The sequence below is a fragment of the Metapseudomonas boanensis genome (genome assembly GCF_042232855.1).
In the GTDB taxonomy this organism is placed as follows: Bacteria; Pseudomonadota; Gammaproteobacteria; order Pseudomonadales; family Pseudomonadaceae; genus Metapseudomonas; species Metapseudomonas boanensis.
On sequence record NZ_CP113889.1, the window covers coordinates 1,806,079 to 1,824,552 of the forward strand.

Genomic DNA, 18,474 nt, shown 5'->3' on the forward strand with positions numbered 1-18,474 from the left:
CCGCTCATTTTCTGCCCCCGCACCGCTCCAGGGTTGACGCCGTGACTGACCGTATCGAGGCCGTAAAGGCCTACCTGCTCGATCTGCAAGACCGTATCTGCAACGCCCTGGCGGCCGAGGATGGCAGCGCCGGGTTTATCGAGGACGCCTGGACCCGCCCGGCGGGCGGCGGCGGTCGTACGCGGGTGATCGAACAGGGCGCCGTGATCGAAAAAGGCGGGGTCAACTTCTCCCATGTCTTCGGCGCCAACCTGCCGCCGTCGGCCAGCGCCCATCGCCCCGAGCTGGCCGGACGTGGCTTCCAGGCGCTCGGTGTGTCCTTGGTAATCCACCCGGAAAGCCCCCACGTGCCCACCTCCCACGCCAACGTGCGCTTCTTCTGTGCCGAGAAGGAAGGCGAGGAGCCTGTCTGGTGGTTTGGTGGTGGCTTCGACCTGACCCCCTACTACGCCAATGCAGAAGACTGCGTGTATTGGCACAAGGTGGCCCGTGACGCCTGCGCCCCCTTCGGCGCCGACGTGTATCCGCGTTACAAGGAATGGTGCGACCGCTACTTCCACCTCAAGCACCGCAACGAGCCGCGCGGCATCGGCGGCCTTTTCTTCGACGACCTCAACCAGTGGGATTTCGACACCAGCTTCGCGTTCACGCGGGCCATCGGAGATGCCTACCTGGAGGCTTACCTGCCGATCCTGCAGAAGCGCAAGAACCAGCCCTTCACCGAGCAGCAGCGTGAATTCCAGGCCTACCGCCGTGGCCGTTACGTGGAGTTCAACCTGGTCTTTGACCGCGGCACCCTGTTCGGCCTGCAATCGGGCGGACGTACCGAGTCCATCCTGATGTCATTGCCGCCGATGGTGCGCTGGGGATATGACTGGAAGCCCGAACCGGGCAGCGAAGAGGCGCGGCTCACCGAGTACTTCCTCAAAAATCGCGACTGGCTCGGGGAGGCAGGGCTCTGATGGACCGCTACTGTGTTTTCGGCAACCCCATCGGCCACAGCAAATCCCCGCTGATCCACCGCTTGTTCGCCGAGCAGACTGGTCAGCAGCTCACCTACGAAACCGTGCTTGCGCCACTGGATGATTTCACTGGCTGCGCCCGCCAATTCTTCCAGACCGGTAAGGGTGGCAACGTCACCGTGCCGTTCAAGGAGCAGGCCTACCAGTTGGCCGACAGCCTCAGCGCGCGCGCACAACGCGCCGGCGCGGTGAACACCCTGAAGAAACTCGACGATGGCAGCCTGCTCGGCGACAACACCGATGGCGCCGGTCTGGTGGGTGACCTGAAGCGCAATGCCGGTGTATCGCTCGCCGGCAAACGCATCCTACTGTTGGGCGCCGGTGGCGCCGTGCGCGGCGTGCTGGAGCCGCTGCTCGCCGAGAAGCCAGCGGCCTTGGTGATCGCTAACCGCACCGTGGAAAAGGCCGAAACCCTGGCGCAACTCTTCGCCGACCTGGGCCCGGTTTCCGCCAGCGGTTTCGACTGGCTGGAAGAGTCGGTGGACCTGATCATCAACGGCACCTCCGCCAGCCTTTCCGGCGAGCTGCCGCCCATCTCCCCGAGCCTGATCCTGCCGGGCCACACGGTCTGCTACGACATGATGTACGGCAAGGACCTTACCGCCTTCAATCGCTGGGCCACCGAGCACGGCGCCGCGCGCACCCTGGACGGTCTGGGGATGCTGGTGGAGCAGGCCGCTGAAGCGTTCCTGCTGTGGCGCGGCGTGCTGCCGAACAGTGCGCCGGTCTTGGCCGAGCTGCGCCGGCAGCTAGCACTGGGCTGAGTCTCTTGTAGGTTGGTGCGGGCCGCGCGGGTCTTAGCCTGCGAAACCCACGGGTTGGGTTGAGTGCCGGCTCGTTGGGCTTCTTCGAGCTCAACTCAACCTACAGGCTTTGGCCCCGCCCTACTCCTCGATCACCAGGCCGCTGCGGGAGTCGTCCAGCTTTCGTAGCTCTCGCTCAACCTGGGGCCTGGCGCGGCGCAGCACCAGACTGCGCCCTTCTCCACCCAGTCGACGTGCTTCGTCATGCAGCAGGCTCACCCCTGCGTAGTCGATGAAGTTCACATGATGCGCGTCCAGCACCAGGCGCGCGGCCTGGCTGCGCTGGATCAGCCGCTGCAGGTGCGGGCAGGCGCCGAAGAAGATCGAACCCTCGATGCGCAGCACCTCCTCTTCACCTTCCCGCGCCTGCATCACGCGGGGTTGCGAAGTGCGCTTGAGGTAGAAGAACAGCGAGGCCAGCACGCCGGCGTAGATGGCCGTTTGCAGCTCCAGCAGCAGGGTCGCGGTGCAGGTCAGTGTCATCACCATGAACTCCGATCGGCTGACCCGCCAGAGCTGTCGAATACCGCGGATATCCACTAGGCCCCAGCAGATCAGCAGGATGCTCGCGGCCATCGCCGGCAGCGGAATGTGTGCGATCAGGTGCGCGCCCAGCAGTGCGAACAGGGCCACCCATATCGCGGAGAACACCCCGGCGAGCGGTGAGGTGGCGCCGGTTTGCAGGTTCAGCGCCGAGCGGGTGAAGGAGCCCGCCGAGAGGTAGCCGGAGAACCAGGCGCCGACCAGGTTCGACAGCCCTTGGCTGCGAGTTTCCAGATTGGCGTCGAGCGCCTGTCCGGACTGCCTGGCCAGGGCGCGGGCAATCGACAGACTGGTAACCAGGCCGAGTAGGCCGCAGGCCACGGCCGAGGGCAATAGCCGCAGCAGGTCTTCGAAGTCCAGCTGCAGGTTCGCCAGGGGCGGCAGGCTGCCGATGAAGGGCGGCACCAGCGCGACCCTGCCAAAGGTACCGGGCAGCAGGACGACCAGCAGGCTGGCGCCGGCAATGGCGATCAACAGCGCCGGCAGTCGTGGCCAAAGGCTGCGCACCAGCACCGCGACCGCCAGGGTCACGGCAGCCACCAGCAGCGATGGCCAATGCATCTCACCCAGATGCCCGGCGAGTTGCTGAGTGCTTTGCAACGCGGTGGCACGCCCTTCCAGGTTGGCCAGGCCGAGCAGGTTGGGCACCTGACCGAGGGCGATCACCAAGGCTGCACCGAGGGTGAAACCAAGTACTACCGATTGTGAGACGAAATTGGCCAGGCTGCCGAAACGCAGCGCACCGAGCAGCCATTGGAAGGCGCCGGCAAGGAAGGTCAGCAGTAGCACCAGGCCGATGTAGTCACCGCTGCCGGGCAAGGCTAGCGGGCTGACACTGGTGAATAGCACCACCGAAATGGCCGCCGTGGGGCCGCCGATCAAGTGCCGGGACGAGCCCCAGAGGCAGGCGACGATCACCGGCACCACCGCCGCGTACAAACCGTACTCCGCCGGCATTCCTGCGATCAGCGCGTAGGCGATGGATTGTGGCAACGCGAGGATGGCGCCGGTCAGCCCCACCAGCGCATCGCGGCCGAGGCCGCGATACGTCGTGCTCGGTAGCCAGCGCAGGAAGGGGAAGAAATCGGATGGACGCATGGGCGACTCGGAGTGGCTGCCGGGGTGTTCTTGTGGGGGCGAATTCATTCGCGGTGCAGGCTGCAGGCCTGCCATTGGACGCCCATGGGGGCTGCTTCGCAGCCCTTAGCGAATGAATTCGCCCCCACAGGGTTTGTGCAACCGGCCAGGGTCAGAGCTTAGCCAGGACTGCAGCGCGGGCATCGCCGCCTTCACGGGTCGTGACGCCTTGAAGCCAGCCTTCGACCACCGCTGGATTGGCCTTGAGCCAAGCCTTGATCGCTGCTTCGTTGTTGGCGTTCTCGTTCAGCACCTGGTTCATGATGGCGTTCTCCATGTCCTGGGTGAACTGCAGGTTGGCCAACAGCTTGCCGACGTTCGGGCACTGCTGGGCGTAGCCCTTGCGCGCCAGGGTGTTCACGCTGCCGCTTTCACCGAAGTACTTCTCGCCGCCCTTGAGGTATTTCATGTCGTATTGCACGTTCATCGGATGCGGGGTCCAGCCGAGGAACACCACGAACTGCTCGCGCTTTACCGCCCGGCCCACCTGCACCAACATCGCCTGTTCGCTCGATTCCACCAGCTTCCAGCCACCCAGGCCGAACTCGTTGGTCTCGATCATCTTGCGGATCGACTCGTTGGCGGGCGCACCGGAGCCAATGCCGTAGAGCTTCTTGTCGAATTTCTCAGCGAATTTCTGCAGGTCGGCGAAGGTCTTCACCCCCGCTTCATAGGCATAGGTTGGTACAGCAAGGGTGTACTCAGTGCCGCTGAGGTTCTGCGCCAGTTTGTCTACGCTGCCGGCGGCGACGAACTTGTCGTAGTTGCTTTGCTGGGCCGGCATCCAGTTGCCGAGGAAGGCATCGATCTGACCCTTGTGCAGGCCAGCGAAGATGATTGGCACCGCCAGGGTCGGTGTCTCGGTCCGGTAGCCCAGCCCGTCGAGCAGGATACGCGCCACGCCATTGGTTACGGCGATATCGCTCCAGCCCGGATCGCCCAGTTTTACCGTCGCGCAGCTGGCGTCCTCGGCCTGGGCATTGAACACCACGCCCGACAGCAACAGGCTGCCGGCAAGCACCGCATTGATCGTCTTCATGCCTTCGTTCCTCGCTATTTCTGGCTGTTCTTCCGTAGGAGCGGGCTTGCTCGCGAAGGGACATAGCCGCTTCGCCAGCAAGAACTCGGCGTGCCCCTGGCTCCTACAAGCTCTTTAGGGCTGTGGATAACGCGCTCGACGCTCCAGGTCGTCGAGGTCGATATGGTTGCGCATGTACTGCTGACTGGCATCGACCCAGGGTTGGTGGTCCCAGCTTTTCAGCTTGCCGCGTTGCAAGGCATCTGCAACGAAGCGGCGGCGGCGTTGGCTGGCCAGGGTAGCCTGGTGAATTGCCGGAATGTCCCAGCGTGTACGGGCCTCTTCGACGAAGGCCGCCAGCAGCGCCTGGTGGTCCTGCGATCCAGCCAGGTTTTCCAGTTCCTGCGGGTCGTTCTCCAGGTCGAACAACAGGCAGGGGTCCTGCTCGGAGTAGATGAATTTGTAAGGGCCACGACGAATCATCATCAGCGGGCTGGTCGTACCCTCGGCCATGTATTCGCCCAGCACCTCGTCGTGTCCGCCCTCGCCTTGCAGGTGCGGCAGCAGCGAGCGGCCATCCAGCGACAGGCTCGGCTCCAGAGAGCCACCAGCCAATTCCACCAGGGTCGGTAAGAGGTCGAGGGTGGAGACCGACTGGCTCACCCGAGCGGCCTTGAAGCGAGCAGGCGCATGGACCAGCAGCGGCACTCGCGCAGCCATCTCGAACCAGTGCATTTTGAACCAGAGGCCACGCTCGCCAAGCATGTCGCCATGGTCGCCGGAGAACACGATTACGGTGTCCTCGGCCAGGCCGCAATCCTTGAGCGTCTTGAGCAACGCGCCGACTTGATCGTCGACGTAACTGCAGGCGCCGAAATAGGCGCGTCGGGCATCGCGGATCTTGTGCTGGGGCAGCGGCTTGCCCCACAGGTCGATTACCTTCAGCAGACGTTGGGAGTGCGGGTCCTGGTCAGCGTCGGGGAACTGCACGCGCGGGAGCTCGATGTCTTCCTCACGGTAACGGTTCCAGTATTCCTCGGGGATGGTGTACGGGTCGTGTGGGTGGGTCAGCGACACGGTCAGGCAGAAGGGTTGCCCATCCTGCTCGCGGACGTGGTCGTAGAGATACTGCCGCGCCTTGAACACCACTTCCTCGTCGAAATCCAGTTGGTTGGTGCGCACGCAGGGGCCGGCCTGCAGTACCGAAGACATGTTGTGGTACCAGCTCGGGCGTACGTCCGGCTCGTCCCAGTTCACCGCCCAGCCATAGTCGGCCGGGTAGATATCGCTGGTCAGGCGGTCCTCGTAGCCGTGCAGCTGGTCCGGGCCACAGAAGTGCATCTTGCCGGACAGCGCAGTCCGATAGCCCAGGCGTCGCAGATAATGGGCGTAGGTCGGCACATCGGCAGGGAAGTCGGCGGCGTTGTCAAACGCGCCGATCTTAGACGGTAGCTGGCCGCTGACCAGGGTGAAGCGCGAGGGCGCGCAGAGCGGGCTGTTGCAGTAGGCCGATTCGAAGACCACGCCCTCGGCCGCCAGACGGCTCAGGTGCGGCATCTTGATCGGCGATTGGTTGTAGAAGGGCAGCATTGGCGCGGCCATCTGGTCGGCCATGATGAAGAGGATGTTCGGGCGTTTCATCGTTCGCTTATCCATTCGGTCGAATTATGCGAAAGTGCTGGGGGCGATCATCCTGCTCAGTTGTTTCTGGGTAAACCGCACGGTTAAACATGACTCGGATAAGCAAGCGTTATGGCAGAACTGAATCCTGAGCTGTCCCTCGACCTGCTGCGGGTTTTCGAATCCGCTGCGCGCCACCTCAGCTTCACCGCCGCTGCGGTGGAACTTGGCACCACGCAGCCGGCGGTCAGCCAGCAGATCCAGCGCCTGGAGAAGCAACTGGCGACGCGCCTATTCGACCGCGTTTACCGCGGCATCGAGCTGACCGACAGCGGTCGTCTGCTGTTCGGCCACGTGCAGGAGGGCCTGCATGCAATCAGTGCCGGCCTCGAAGCCATTGGTTCGCGCCCACAGCACGAGGTGCTGCAGGTCGCCACCGACTTCGCCTTCGCCGCGTACTGGCTGATGCCACGTTTGCACCGCTTCCACGAGGCGAACCCGGACATCGACGTGAGCCTGGTGACCAGCGACCGCACGATGAACATGCTGCGTTCGGAGATCGATGTCGCCATCGCCTTCGGCGACGGCCGCTTCAAGCACGGCGACGCGCTCTTGCTGTTTCGCGAGGAGGTCTTCCCGATCTGCAGCCCGCGTCTGTTGGTTGGGCGCGAGGCGCCGCTGCCAGTGAGCGCGTTAGCGGACCTGCCACTGTTGCACCTGAAGCCTGAGGTACGCACCCGCTGGTTTGACTGGAACGCGCTGTTCCGTGCCCTGGGCATTGTCCAGCCGCCCGCGTCGGGGCTGCTGCGCTTCGACAATTACACTCTGCTGATCCAGGCTGCGATCGCCGGTCAGGGTGTGGCCATCGGTTGGCGCTACCTGGTGGACGAGTTGATCGAGCAGGGCCTGCTGACACGGCTGATCGACGGCAGCGTCACCTCGGAATTTGGCTATTACGTGGTCCAGCCAGCGCGCAAGCGGCGCGTACGGCTGGTGGATTCGTTCGTCGACTGGCTGCAACGGGAGCTGGGCGATGAAGCCCGGCAGGGGCAGCTGATCACGCAATCGGAAGGCATCGCAATATGAGTCAGGCTCCCGCTCCCCGCATCAAGGGCTATCACGCCCATGTCTACTTCAATGCCGAGACCCTCGAGCAAGCCCGCACCCTGTGCGAAGAAGCGGCGCGCCTGTTCCCGCTGAAGATGGGCCGCGTGCACGAGAAGCCGGTTGGCCCACACCCGGACTGGAGCTGTCAGCTGGCCTTCAAGCCGGAGCTCTTTGGCGAGGTGATCCCCTGGCTGGCACTGCACCGCAATGGCCTGGTGGTGCTGGTGCACCCCATTACCGGCAGCGACCTGCGCGACCACCGCGACTACCCCCTATGGATGGGCGCCGTGCGGCCGCTGGACCTGTCCGATTTGTCGGATGGGGCGGTGGAATACGACCTGTAGGCGAGAAAAACACCGTAGGAGCGAGCTTGCCCGCGAATGGCCCGTGCAAGGCTTTGCGAGCAAGCTCGCTCCTACGGTTCGGAATGACGTCAGGCGCGAGCGCCGCGGACGCCTTCAGCGAGGGTCTTGCAGAGGTTGAGCACACCGTCGACGGCCTGCTCCGGGCTATCGGCCTTGGCGATCTGGTCCACCAGCGCCGAACCCACCACCACGCCATCGGCCAGGCGCGCGACGCTGGCCGCGTGTTCGGCGGTGCGGATGCCGAAGCCGATGCACACTGGCAGCTGGGTGTGGCGGCGCAGGCGGGTGACGGCTTCCTGGACGTGCTCCAGGGTAGCCGAACCCGCGCCGGTCACGCCGGCCACCGAAACGTAGTAGACGAAGCCGGAGCTGCCCGCGAGCACCGTGGGCAGGCGGTTATCGTCGGTGGTCGGGGTGGTCAGGCGGATGAAGTCGATGCCGGCGGCCTGGGCCGGTTGGCAAAGGTCTTCGTTGTGCTCCGGCGGCAAGTCGACCACGATCAGACCGTCCACGCCGGCTTCCTTGGCGTCACTTATGAAGCGCGCCACGCCGTAATAGTGGATTGGGTTGAAGTAGCCCATCAGTACCAGCGGAGTGTCCTGGTTGCCTTCGCGGAATTCGCGGACCATCTGCAGCGTCTTGGCCAGGTTCTGCTTGCCGGCCAGGGCGCGGATGTTGGCCAACTGGATCGACGGGCCGTCAGCCATCGGGTCGGTAAAGGGCATGCCCAGTTCGATGACGTCGGCGCCAGCGCCCGGCAGGCCCTTGAGGATGGCCAGGGAGGCGTCGTAGCTCGGGTCGCCGGCGGTGACGAAGGTCACCAGCGCCGCGCGGTTCTGCTCTTTCAGTTGGGCAAAGCGAGTCTGCAGGCGGCTCATGCCTTGTGCTCCTGTTGCATGTGGTGCATTACGGTCTGCATGTCCTTGTCACCGCGGCCGGAGAGGTTGACCACCATGATGTGGTCCTTCGGCAGGTTCGGCGCGCGCTTGAACACTTCGGCCAGGGCGTGGGAGCTTTCCAGCGCCGGGATGATGCCTTCCAGACGGCAGCACAGGTGGAAGGCTTCGAGTGCTTCGTGGTCGGTGATCGAGGTGTATTCGACGCGGCCGATATCGTGCAACCAGGCGTGTTCCGGGCCGATGCCTGGGTAGTCGAGGCCGGCCGAAATCGAGTGGGCGTCGATGATCTGGCCGTCTTCGTCCTGCAGCAGGAAGGTGCGGTTACCGTGCAGTACGCCGGGTACACCGCCATTCAGGCTGGCTGCGTGCTTGCCGGTTTCGATGCCGTGGCCGGCCGCTTCGACGCCGATGATCTTCACGCTCTGGTCATCGAGGAAGGGGTGGAACAGACCCATGGCGTTGGAGCCACCGCCAATGCAGGCGATCAGCGAGTCGGGCAGGCGGCCTTCCTTCTCGGCGAGTTGCTCGCGGGTTTCCTTGCCGATCACGGCCTGGAAGTCGCGGACCATGGCCGGATAGGGGTGCGGACCGGCAACGGTGCCGATCAGGTAGAAAGTGGTGTCGACGTTGGTCACCCAGTCGCGCAGGGCTTCGTTCATCGCGTCCTTCAGGGTGCCGGTGCCGGCGGTAACCGGAATCACTTCGGCACCGAGCAGCTTCATGCGGAAGACGTTGGCCTGCTGGCGGTCGATGTCGGTGGTGCCCATGTAGATCACGCATTGCAGGCCGAAGCGGGCAGCCACGGTGGCGGTGGCCACGCCGTGCATGCCGGCACCGGTCTCGGCGATGATGCGCTTCTTGCCCATGCGCCGGGCCAGGAGGATCTGGCCGATGCAGTTGTTGATCTTGTGCGCGCCGGTGTGGTTCAGCTCTTCGCGCTTGAGGTAGATCTTCGCGCCGCCGCAGTGCTCGGTCAGGCGTTCGGCGAAGTACAGCGGGCTCGGGCGGCCGACGTAATCGCGTTGGAAGTAGGCCAGCTCTTTCTGGAATTCCGGGTCAATCTTGGCCTTTTCGTACTCGCGGGCCAGGTCGTGGATCAGCGGCATCAGGGTTTCGGCGACGTACTGTCCGCCGAAGGCGCCGAACAGGCCCTTGTTGTCTGGGCCGGTGCGCAATGAAGTCATGGTGTGCTCCTGCTCTTGCTCCCCTCTCCCCCGAGAGGGGCCGGAGGGGAGGGGGAAGTGGGTGATGGGGCCATTCTACCCCTGGCAGGGCGCCGGAAAAGCGATTAGATTGCCTTTACCTGTCAATAAAACTCACAGATCATCATGAGCCGAGACCTGCCTCCGCTGAATGCCCTGCGCGCCTTCGAGGCCGCCGCACGCCTGCAGAGCATCAGCCGCGCTGCGGATGAACTACATGTGACCCATGGCGCCGTAAGCCGTCAGGTGCGCCTGCTGGAAGAACAGCTCGGCGTGGCGCTGTTCAGCAAGGAGGGGCGTGGCGTAAAACTCACGGATGCCGGCCAGCGCCTGCGGGATGCTTCGGGCGAAGCCTTCGACCGCCTGCGCGATGTGTGCGCCGACCTGCAGCGGCGCAGCGAGGATGCCCCTTTCGTGCTCGGTTGCCCCGGCAGCTTGTTGGCGCGCTGGTTCATCCCGCGCCTGGATCGCCTCAACCGCGAGTTGCCTGAACTGCGCCTGCAGCTTTCGGCCAGCGAAGGCGAGCTGGACCCGCGCCGTCCTGGCGTCGATGCCACCCTCTGCTTCGCCGAACCACCCTGGCCAGCGGACATGCGGGTGTTCGAGCTGGCAATCGAGCGCATCGGCCCGGTCCTCAGCCCGCGCTATGCCCGCCACGATGCGCTGGCCAACGCCCAGCCGGCAGCATTGCTGGAGGACGCCCTGCTGCACACGGTGTCGCGGCCCCAGGCTTGGCCGCAATGGGCGCGAGCCCAGGGCCTGATGGCAGAGCAGCTTCGTCTGGGGCAAGGTTTCGAGCATCTCTATTACCTGCTGGAGGCCGCGGTCGCGGGCCTCGGGGTGGCCATTGCGCCGCAGCAATTGGTTGCCGACGAACTGGTCTCGGGACGCTTGGTGGCACCCTGGGGCTTCGTCGAGACGCCGGCTCGCCTGGCACTCTGGGTGCCGGCACGCCAGCTCGATCGTCGCGCCGAACGCCTTGCCCATTGGTTGCGCAATGAGTTGGCAGGCCGATAGCCGGATTCTTGTCTAGCCTTGGTGAAGACACCTACCAGGCCGTTGAAAAACTACCTGCGTTGGCAATACTGCGCTCAACCGGCCCGGGACGCGGCGTCTCAAAATGCTCATTTACAGCACGTAAACTGCGTTTTCGGCCGTTTTTTGGCTTGTCTTGCCTGCCTCGCCTACGCTTTTCAACGGTTTGTTACCCGCGCCTGCCAAAGGAGATGCGCCATGTCTGATCACCACACGTACAAGAAGATCGAGATCATCGGGTCGTCGCGCAACAGCACCGATGAGGCGATCAACAATGCCCTGGCCGAGGCCTCCAAGTCGGTCCGCAACATGGAATGGTTCGAAGTGGTGGATACCCGCGGGCATATCGAGAACGGTCGCGTTGGCCACTATCAGGTCACGCTGAAGATCGGTTTCAAGGTCAGCGATAGCTAGCAGCCGCTCCAAGGCACGTGCAGCCTACGGGCTGATTGGTCAGCCGTAGCCCGGACCTCAATCTGGGGAGCCGCACCCTTCCCGCGCTGAAGTCTGGGCTACGTGTATCTGGCAGGCCAATCCTTGCCAGGCGGTTTCCTGGTTTTCGAAACCTGCCGTCTAGCCGGCACGATCGGCATTCCCTAGAGTAAGACCCAGCAATTCACTCGGATATGCGTGTGCCGCCTGTCCCCTGAAACGGGTCTTACTGACATGACTGCCCTTTCCAAACTGCCCCTTTCCGTCCTTGACCTGGCACCGATCCGCGACCACGGCGGTGCTACGCAGGCCCTGCACAACTCCCTGGCGTTGGCGCAGCACGTCGAAAGGCTGGGTTTCTCGCGTTTCTGGGTCGCCGAGCACCACAACATGGACGGCATCGCCAGCTCGGCCACTGCCGTATTGCTCGGCTACCTGGCCAGCGGAACCTCGACCCTGCGCCTGGGCTCCGGCGGGATCATGCTGCCCAACCATGCGCCGCTGGTGATCGCCGAACAGTTCGGCACCCTCGCCAGCCTCTATCCGGGGCGCATCGAACTGGGTCTGGGCCGCGCGCCCGGTGCCGACCACCTCACCGCCCGCGCCTTGCGTCGTGATCGCTTGGGTGATGCGGATGATTTCCCGCAGGACGTCGAGGAACTGGAAATGCTGCTCGGCCCGCGCCAGCCAGGGCAGAAGGTCATCGCCATGCCGGGCACGGATACCCGTGTGCCGATCTGGCTGCTCGGCTCGAGCTTGTTCAGTGCCCAGCTCGCCGGGCAAAAAGGCCTGCCCTATGCCTTCGCCTCGCACTTCGCACCGCGCTACATGCACGAGGCGATTCGCGTCTACCGCAATCATTTCCGTCCCTCGGCGGTGCTCGACAAGCCCTACGTAATGCTCGGCGTCCCGCTGGTGGCGGCGCCGACCGACGAAGAGGCGGAATTCCTCGCCACCACTGTCTATCAGCGGGTGCTGGCGCTGATCCGTGGCGAAAGCCTGGTGTTGCGTCCCCCGGTGGAGAGCATGGCAGGGCGCTGGCTGCCCCATGAGAAGGAGGCGGTGGGCAGTTTCCTGGCGTTGTCCATGGTGGGTGGGCCGGAGAAGATCCGGGCACGGCTGCAGGTATTGCTCGACCAGACCGACGCCGACGAGCTGATCTTCACCTGCGATCTCTACCAGCACGAGCTTCGTCTGCGCGCGTTCGACATCCTCGCGGGTTTGCGCGGCTGACCTCAGAAGGGTCCGCAGCGTGGCATGCGTTCGTTGCGGGCCAGGACCTGGCGGTTCTCGCCATACAGCCAGGCCATTGGCTGGTTGGCAGCGTTGCGGGCCTCCAGGCGGTAGCGCTGGCCAGCACTGAAGCCGTCGTAACGGAATTCCAGGTAGCAGGTGATCTGGAAAGGCTCGGAGGTGGAAAGCATTCCGCCCCCGCCCCCGACCTCGAACTGGTAGCGGACTTCCAACTCGTGCTTGCCGGGCAGGACCTGGAAGTAGCGGCCGTCATTCCAGCGTTTGCCATCCAGGCGGTGGGCCATCAATGTGTCGCCGGGTTCGGGGGTCACTTCTACCCAAGCCATTCGCGGGTCAGGCTCGGGCAACTGGCTGGCGCAGGCGGTCAGGCTGGCCAGCAGCATGAGGGCCAACAGCGTGCGCATGGCGGAGTCCTCCAAGGTTCGATGCGCTCAGCATAAACCCATGGCAGAGGTTTCAGACATCGCCGCAGCGGCTTTCCCGGGCCCGCGCAACCTCGTTGTGTTGCTCGTCGTAGAGCCTGGCCCAGGGGCGGAAGCCGATGGCGCCCGCCTCCAATTGATAGCGCTCGCCCGCGGCGAAGTCTCCATAGGACAGCTTCAGCAGACAGGTGCGGAGATAGCCTTGGTGATCCGGACCGATGTCCTGGCCCCCGACGGGGAACTTGAGACGGACTTCCAATTCGTGTCGCCCTGGCATGACCTGAAAGTAACGGTCGTCTTCCAGCGGTTTTTCGTCCACGCGATTGGCCTTCAGCGTCTGGTCATCCTGATACACGAGTGCGACCCAGGCCTGGTTCGGATCGGGGCTCGGCATGATCAGCGAGCAGGCGCCCAGGTTCAACAGAGACAGGCAGATGAATAGGCGGCGCATGATGGACTCCGGTAATGGCGGGTTATTGGGCTTATGCGCTAGTGTCTCGGCATGCTGCCCTCTCTTCTTATCGTCCTTCTCGACCGCATACGTCGTCCCTGGGTTCCCGTGTTGGCGGCCTGGCTGCTGAGCGGCTGTTCGAGCCTCGACTACTATGGCCACCTGGCCCGGGGGCAATTCGAACTGTTGCGCGCGCGCCAGCCGGTGAACGAGTTGCTTGCCGATCCGGCCCAGGACCCCACACTCCAGCGTCGCCTGGCTCTGGCGCAGGAGGCGCGGACCTTCGCCAGTGCGCAACTGGCCCTGCCGGACAATGGCAGTTACCGCGTATACGCGGATATCCACAGACCTTATGTGGTCTGGAACCTGTTCGCCACACCGGAGTTCTCCCTGGAGTCGCAAAATCACTGCTTCCCGATCGCCGGGTGCGTGGCGTATCGCGGCTTCTACGAGCTGGGGCGAGCACGGGGCGCCGCTGCGCTGCTCAAGCAAGAGGGGCTGGATACCTGGGTCGGCGGTGTCGAGGCGTATTCCACGCTCGGCTGGTTCGAGGATCCGATCCTCAGCAGCATGCTGCGCTGGGATGACGATCGCCTTGCCGCGCTGATCTTCCATGAGTTGGCCCACCAGCGCCTTTATGTGCCGGACGACACCGCGTTCAACGAGTCCTTCGCCAGCTTCGTGGAGCGCGAGGGCCTGCGCCAGTGGCGTGCCAGCCGCGGCTTGCCGCCCAAGGATGACTTGCGGCGGCAACGCGGCGATGCTTTCGTTGAGTTGGTAATGGCTTCCCGTGTGCGCCTGGAACAGCTCTATGCTCGCGATTTGCCCGCCGAGGCCATGCGCCAGGCCAAACAGGCCGAATTCGAACGTTTGCGCCGCGACTATCGCGCTCTGCGCGATGCTGAGTGGGGCGGTGTCGGCCCTTACGACAGCTGGGTCGAGGGCCCGATGAACAACGCCAAGCTGCTGCCATTCGGACTTTATGACCATTGGGTGCCGGCCTTTGCGGCGCTGTTCCGCGAAGTGGAAGGCGACTGGTCCGCGTTCTACGAGCGGGCGGGGCTCCTGGGGCGGTTGTCGACCGCAGAACGTTCAAAGGCACTGGAAAGCCTGATAGCAAAACGCTAGAACATGGAGACTGGGCCGTCAGTCGAATGGTCAGGTTCCCAAGGAAAAGGAGTCGGCAATGAAGAAAATCGGGGTCATCATGTTGCTGGGTATGCTGGCCAGCACCGCCTGGGCCGCACCCAAGCCATGCGAGGAGCTGAAGAAGGAAATCGAGGTGAAGATCCAGGCCGCTGGCGTCACCAGCTACACCTTGGAAATCGTACCGAACGACGAGGTGAAGGACCAAAGCATGGTGGTCGGTTCGTGCGAGTACGGCACCAAGAAGATCATTTACCAGCGCAACGGCGGCTGAGCCTCGCCCGGTCCATGGGTCGCGAACGCTGTGGGGGCGAATTTATTCGCAAAGGGACACGAAGCGTCCCCCACAATCAAGGCCCAGGTAGTTCCATCTCGCTCAATCGAACGCCCCGCTCAGCTCATCCAGGCTGGCGAAGTAATAAGCCGGCTCCTCCCCCAGCAATTCCTCTCGGCTGCCGAAGCCGTAGCCCACCCCGGCCCCATGCAGGCCATTACGCCGGGCGCCGATCAGGTCGTGCTTGCGGTCGCCGATCATCAGGGTGTCGGCCGGGTCGAGCCCTTCCTGCTCCAGCAAGTGGCGTATCAGCTCCACCTTGTCGGTGCGCGTGCCATCCAGTTCGCTGCCGTAGATCTGCGTGAAGTGCCGATCGAAGCCGAAGTGTCGGGCTATCTCGCGGGCGAACACTGTCGGCTTGCTGGTGGCGATGAAGAGGGTTCGTCCCTGGTCGCGCAGCCGGCCAAGCAGGGTGTCGATGCCGTCGAAGACACGGTTCTCGTATAACCCGGTGACCTTGAAGCGGTCGCGGTAATGGTTCACCGCTTCCCAGGCGCGCGCCTCCTCCAGGTGGTAGGTCTGCATGAAGCATTGCAGCAGCGGCGGGCCGATGAAGTGCTCCAGCCGCGCTAACTCCGGCTCATGGATATCCAACTTGGCCAGGGCGTACTGCACGGAGCGGGTGATCCCCTCGCGCGGGTCGGTGAGGGTGCCGTCGAGGTCGAAGAGCAGGTTCTGGTAGTGCATGGTCATCATTCGGCCTGGGCGCCGTACCCCTCGGCGATATGCAGATCTTTCAGCTTCACGTAGTTCGCGGCGCTGTAGGTGAAGAAGGCCCTTTCCTTCTCGGTCAGCGCCCTAGCCGGCTTCACCGGGCTGCCGACGTACAGAAAGCCGCTTTCCAGGCGCTTGCCGGGCGGCACCAGGCTGCCGGCGCCGAGCACCACGTCGTCCTCTATCACCGCACCGTCCATCACGATACTACCCATGCCGATCAGCACCCGGCTGCCGACCTTGCAGCCATGCAGCAGCGCCTTGTGGCCGATAGTCACGTCGTCGCCGATTTCCAGCGGATAGCCGCCCGGGTTGAAGGTGCTGGCGTGGGTGATGTGCAGCACGCTGCCATCCTGCACGCTGGTGCGCGCGCCGATGCGGATGTGGTGCATGTCGCCACGGATGGTCACCAGCGGCCAGACTGAGCTGTCGTCGCCCAGCCATACGTCGCCGATGACCACGGCGGAGGCGTCGACGAAGACCCGTTCGCCAAGCTGCGGGGTCATGTCCTGATAAGTTCTGATGGCTTTCATAGCAATTCCTGAGGCTGCGTCCAGCGCCGATTGTAATTAAGATGGCCGTCATTCGCGCTGTGCACCTTTCCCCGGCCAGCTCTCCTCGCTCTCTTCCGAATACAGGTGAATGCCGTGACCCTGAGCAATCCCCTCCTGCAAGACTTCGACCTGCCGCCCTACTCCAGCATCCGCCCGGAGCATGTGGAGCCGGCCGTCGACCAGATCCTCGCCGAAAATCGGGCGGCTATCGCCGAGCTGCTGGAACGCCAGGACGGCACCCCGACCTGGCAGGGCCTGGTGCTGGCACTGGATGAACTGGGCGAGCGCCTGGGCCGCGCCTGGAGCCCGGTCAGCCACCTCAACGCCGTGTGCAACAGTGCCGAACTGCGAGCCGCCTACGAGGCCTGCCTGCCCAAACTGTCCGAATACTGGACCGAACTGGGCCAGAACCGTGCGCTGTTCCAGGCCTATGAGGCCTTGTCCGATAGCCCGGAAGCGGCAGGTTTCGAAGTGGCACAGAAGACTATCCTCGAGCACGCGCTGCGTGACTTCCGCCTGTCCGGTATCGATCTGCCGGCGGACAAGCAACAGCGCTATGGCGAAATCCAGATGAAGCTCTCCGAGCTGGGCAGCCGTTTTTCCAACCAGTTGCTCGACGCCACCCAGGCCTGGACCAAACACCTCACCGACGAAGCCGCCCTGGCTGGCCTCACCGATTCGGCCAAGGCGCAGATGAAGCAGGCCGCCGAGGCCAAGGGACTGGACGGTTGGCTGATCACCCTGGAATTCCCCAGCTACTACGCGGTCATGACCTACGCCGACGACCGGGCCCTGCGCGAGGAGGTCTACACCGCCTACAGCACCCGCGCCTCCGACCAGGGCCCCAATGCCGGGCAGAACGATAACGGCCCGGTGATGGCCGAGATCCTCGACCTGCGCCAGGAATTGGCCCACCTGCTGGACTTCGCCCACTTCGCCGAACTTAGCCTCGCCACCAAGATGGCCGAGTCCACCGAACAGGTGCTGGGCTTCCTCCGCGACCTGGCCAGGCGCAGCAAGCCCTTCGCCGCCAAGGATCTGGACGAACTCAAGGCCTTCGCCGCCGAGCGTGGCGTCGCCGACCTGCAGAGCTGGGACGTCGGCTACTTCAGCGAGAAGCTGCGTGAGCAGCGCTACAGCATTTCCCAGGAAACCCTGCGCGCCTACTTCCCCATCGACAAGGTCCTGGGCGGGTTGTTTGCCATCGTGCAGAAGCTCTACGGCATCGAGATCAAGGAGCTTTCCGGCTTCGACACGTGGCACCCGGATGTGCGCCTGTTCGAGATCAGCGAGAACGGCCAGCACGTCGGCCGCTTCTTCTTCGACCTCTACGCCCGCGCCAACAAGCGCGGCGGTGCCTGGATGGATGGCGCCCGCGACAAGCGCCGCAACGCAGCAGGCAATCTGGTCAGCCCGGTGGCCAACCTCGTCTGCAACTTCACGCCGGCGGTCGGCGACAAGCCGGCACTGCTGACCCACGACGAAGTCACCACCCTCTTCCACGAGTTCGGTCACGGCCTGCACCACCTGCTGACCCGCGTAGAGCATGCCGGCGCGTCCGGCATCAATGGCGTGGCCTGGGATGCGGTGGAGCTGCCCAGCCAGTTCATGGAGAACTGGTGCTGGGAGCCCGAGGGCCTGGCGCTGATCTCCGGCCACTACCAGAGCGGCGAACCCCTGCCCCAGGATCTGCTGGACAAGATGCTGGCGGCGAAGAACTTCCAGTCGGGCCTGATGATGGTGCGCCAGCTGGAGTTCTCCCTGTTCGACTTCGAACTGCATGCCACCCACGGCGACGGCCGCAGCGTGCTCGACGTGCTGGAAGCGATCCGCACCGAGGTGTCGGTCATGCGTCCGCCGGCCTTCAACCGCTTCGCCAACAGCTTCGCGCACATCTTCGCCGGCGGTTACGCCGCGGGTTACTACAGCTACAAGTGGGCCGAAGTGTTGTCCGCCGATGCCTTCTCCCGCTTCGAAGAGGACGGCGTGCTCAACCCGGCCACCGGTCGTGCCTTCCGCGAAGCCATCCTTGCCCGCGGCGGCTCCCAGGAGCCGATGGTGCTGTTCGTCGACTTCCGAGGCCGTGAGCCCTCGATCGATGCCTTGCTGCGCCATAGCGGCCTGGCGGAGGACGCAGCATGACCGTTACCAAGAAACGCTTCATCGCCGGGGCGGTATGCCCGGCATGCAGCGAAATGGACAAGATCCAGATGTGGGACGAAGACGGAGTGCCGCACCGCCAGTGCGTGGCCTGCGGCTATGCCGACACACTCAACGCCCAGGGCCAGTCGGTGCCCAAGGAACTGGGAACGCGGGTCAACCAGGCCAAGCCGAAGGCAGCCGATCCCAAGGTGCAGGGCGTGCAGTTCTTCCCCAATCCGAAACTGAAGAAACCCAGCGAGTGACATGAAGCCAG

General features: G+C 64.2%; 20 protein-coding genes. 11 read left to right on the plus strand and 9 right to left on the minus strand.

Translation table 11 applies throughout. The annotated features are described in order from the left end of the window. Positions 1 to 41 precede the first annotated feature (41 nt). Positions 42 to 962 (plus strand): oxygen-dependent coproporphyrinogen oxidase, encoded by a 921-nt coding sequence (gene hemF / locus OXH74_RS08270; protein ID WP_375740797.1) that lies wholly within the window; start codon positions 42 to 44, stop codon positions 960 to 962. Beyond that, on the plus strand, positions 962 to 1,786 hold the full coding sequence (aroE, locus tag OXH74_RS08275) for a shikimate dehydrogenase (protein ID WP_375740798.1): 825 nt from the start codon (positions 962 to 964) through the stop codon (positions 1,784 to 1,786). The genes hemF and aroE overlap by 1 nt, the downstream gene beginning before the upstream one ends. Before the next feature lie 120 nt (positions 1,787 to 1,906). On the opposite strand, the gene OXH74_RS08280 is transcribed toward aroE, so the two are convergent. From OXH74_RS08280 to betC, 3 genes are all read right to left on the minus strand, one after another. Beyond that, entirely contained in the window at positions 1,907 to 3,466 is a 1,560-nt protein-coding gene (locus tag OXH74_RS08280) for a SulP family inorganic anion transporter (protein ID WP_375740799.1), read from the minus strand. 151 nt (positions 3,467 to 3,617) lie between these two features. Next, positions 3,618 to 4,544, minus strand: a complete 927-nt coding sequence (gene choX / locus OXH74_RS08285) for a choline ABC transporter substrate-binding protein (protein ID WP_215375893.1) — start codon at positions 4,542 to 4,544, stop codon at positions 3,618 to 3,620. 114 nt (positions 4,545 to 4,658) lie between these two features. Then, positions 4,659 to 6,164 (minus strand): choline-sulfatase, encoded by a 1,506-nt coding sequence (gene betC / locus OXH74_RS08290; RefSeq protein ID WP_375740800.1) that lies wholly within the window; start codon positions 6,162 to 6,164, stop codon positions 4,659 to 4,661. A 111-nt stretch (positions 6,165 to 6,275) separates the two neighbouring features. Between betC and OXH74_RS08295 the strand changes: the two genes are divergently transcribed. Beyond that, the gene (locus tag OXH74_RS08295) at positions 6,276 to 7,229 is read left to right on the plus strand and encodes a choline sulfate utilization transcriptional regulator (protein WP_375740801.1); all 954 of its coding nucleotides are present in this window, start codon (positions 6,276 to 6,278) and stop codon (positions 7,227 to 7,229) included. Then, positions 7,226 to 7,594, plus strand: coding sequence for a DOPA 4,5-dioxygenase family protein (locus OXH74_RS08300; RefSeq protein WP_375740802.1), 369 nt, complete (start codon positions 7,226 to 7,228; stop codon positions 7,592 to 7,594). The genes OXH74_RS08295 and OXH74_RS08300 overlap by 4 nt, the downstream gene beginning before the upstream one ends. Positions 7,595 to 7,683: 89 nt before the next feature. On the opposite strand, the gene trpA is transcribed toward OXH74_RS08300, so the two are convergent. Together trpA and trpB are read right to left on the minus strand one after the other, a co-directional pair. Beyond that, a complete protein-coding gene (gene trpA, locus OXH74_RS08305; protein ID WP_375740803.1) occupies positions 7,684 to 8,493 on the minus strand; it encodes a tryptophan synthase subunit alpha in 810 nt (269 codons plus the stop codon). Continuing rightward, on the minus strand, positions 8,490 to 9,698 hold the full coding sequence (gene trpB / locus OXH74_RS08310; protein WP_375740804.1) for a tryptophan synthase subunit beta: 1,209 nt from the start codon (positions 9,696 to 9,698) through the stop codon (positions 8,490 to 8,492). Before trpB ends, trpA begins: the two co-directional genes overlap by 4 nt. A 144-nt stretch (positions 9,699 to 9,842) precedes the next feature. On the opposite strand from trpB, the gene OXH74_RS08315 reads away from it, so the two are divergent. The 3 genes from OXH74_RS08315 (at position 9,843) to OXH74_RS08325 (ending at position 12,416) form a co-directional block, all read left to right on the plus strand. Beyond that, positions 9,843 to 10,733, plus strand: coding sequence for a LysR family transcriptional regulator (locus OXH74_RS08315; RefSeq protein ID WP_375740805.1), 891 nt, complete (start codon positions 9,843 to 9,845; stop codon positions 10,731 to 10,733). A 216-nt stretch (positions 10,734 to 10,949) separates the two neighbouring features. After that, positions 10,950 to 11,165, plus strand: a complete 216-nt coding sequence (locus tag OXH74_RS08320) for a dodecin (protein ID WP_215375926.1) — start codon at positions 10,950 to 10,952, stop codon at positions 11,163 to 11,165. A 252-nt stretch (positions 11,166 to 11,417) separates the two neighbouring features. After that, positions 11,418 to 12,416 (plus strand): LLM class flavin-dependent oxidoreductase, encoded by a 999-nt coding sequence (locus OXH74_RS08325; protein ID WP_375740806.1) that lies wholly within the window; start codon positions 11,418 to 11,420, stop codon positions 12,414 to 12,416. Between the two features lie 2 nt (positions 12,417 to 12,418). Here OXH74_RS08325 and OXH74_RS08330 read toward each other — a convergent pair whose 3' ends face one another. Continuing rightward, complete coding sequence (locus OXH74_RS08330) at positions 12,419 to 12,841, minus strand: hypothetical protein (RefSeq protein ID WP_375740807.1); 423 nt, start codon at positions 12,839 to 12,841, stop codon at positions 12,419 to 12,421. A gap of 52 nt (positions 12,842 to 12,893) precedes the next feature. Then, entirely contained in the window at positions 12,894 to 13,310 is a 417-nt protein-coding gene (locus OXH74_RS08335; protein ID WP_375740808.1) for a hypothetical protein, read from the minus strand. A gap of 51 nt (positions 13,311 to 13,361) precedes the next feature. On the opposite strand from OXH74_RS08335, the gene OXH74_RS08340 reads away from it, so the two are divergent. Together OXH74_RS08340 and OXH74_RS08345 are read left to right on the plus strand one after the other, a co-directional pair. Continuing rightward, complete coding sequence (locus OXH74_RS08340) at positions 13,362 to 14,438, plus strand: aminopeptidase (RefSeq protein ID WP_375740809.1); 1,077 nt, start codon at positions 13,362 to 13,364, stop codon at positions 14,436 to 14,438. A gap of 58 nt (positions 14,439 to 14,496) precedes the next feature. After that, positions 14,497 to 14,730, plus strand: coding sequence for a DUF1161 domain-containing protein (locus OXH74_RS08345; RefSeq protein WP_375740810.1), 234 nt, complete (start codon positions 14,497 to 14,499; stop codon positions 14,728 to 14,730). 102 nt (positions 14,731 to 14,832) lie between these two features. Here the strand turns inward: OXH74_RS08345 and OXH74_RS08350 are convergent, their stop codons facing one another. Both OXH74_RS08350 and OXH74_RS08355 read right to left on the minus strand, forming a co-directional pair. Further along, the gene (locus OXH74_RS08350) at positions 14,833 to 15,477 is read right to left on the minus strand and encodes an HAD family hydrolase (RefSeq protein ID WP_375741583.1); all 645 of its coding nucleotides are present in this window, start codon (positions 15,475 to 15,477) and stop codon (positions 14,833 to 14,835) included. 5 nt (positions 15,478 to 15,482) lie between these two features. Next, on the minus strand, positions 15,483 to 16,037 hold the full coding sequence (locus tag OXH74_RS08355; protein WP_375740811.1) for a gamma carbonic anhydrase family protein: 555 nt from the start codon (positions 16,035 to 16,037) through the stop codon (positions 15,483 to 15,485). Positions 16,038 to 16,151: 114 nt separating this feature from the next. Between OXH74_RS08355 and prlC the strand changes: the two genes are divergently transcribed. Together prlC and OXH74_RS08365 are read left to right on the plus strand one after the other, a co-directional pair. Further along, on the plus strand, positions 16,152 to 18,200 hold the full coding sequence (prlC, locus tag OXH74_RS08360) for an oligopeptidase A (RefSeq protein WP_375740812.1): 2,049 nt from the start codon (positions 16,152 to 16,154) through the stop codon (positions 18,198 to 18,200). Beyond that, the gene (locus OXH74_RS08365) at positions 18,197 to 18,463 is read left to right on the plus strand and encodes a YheV family putative zinc ribbon protein (RefSeq protein WP_215375955.1); all 267 of its coding nucleotides are present in this window, start codon (positions 18,197 to 18,199) and stop codon (positions 18,461 to 18,463) included. Before prlC ends, OXH74_RS08365 begins: the two co-directional genes overlap by 4 nt. Positions 18,464 to 18,474: the final 11 nt, after the last annotated feature.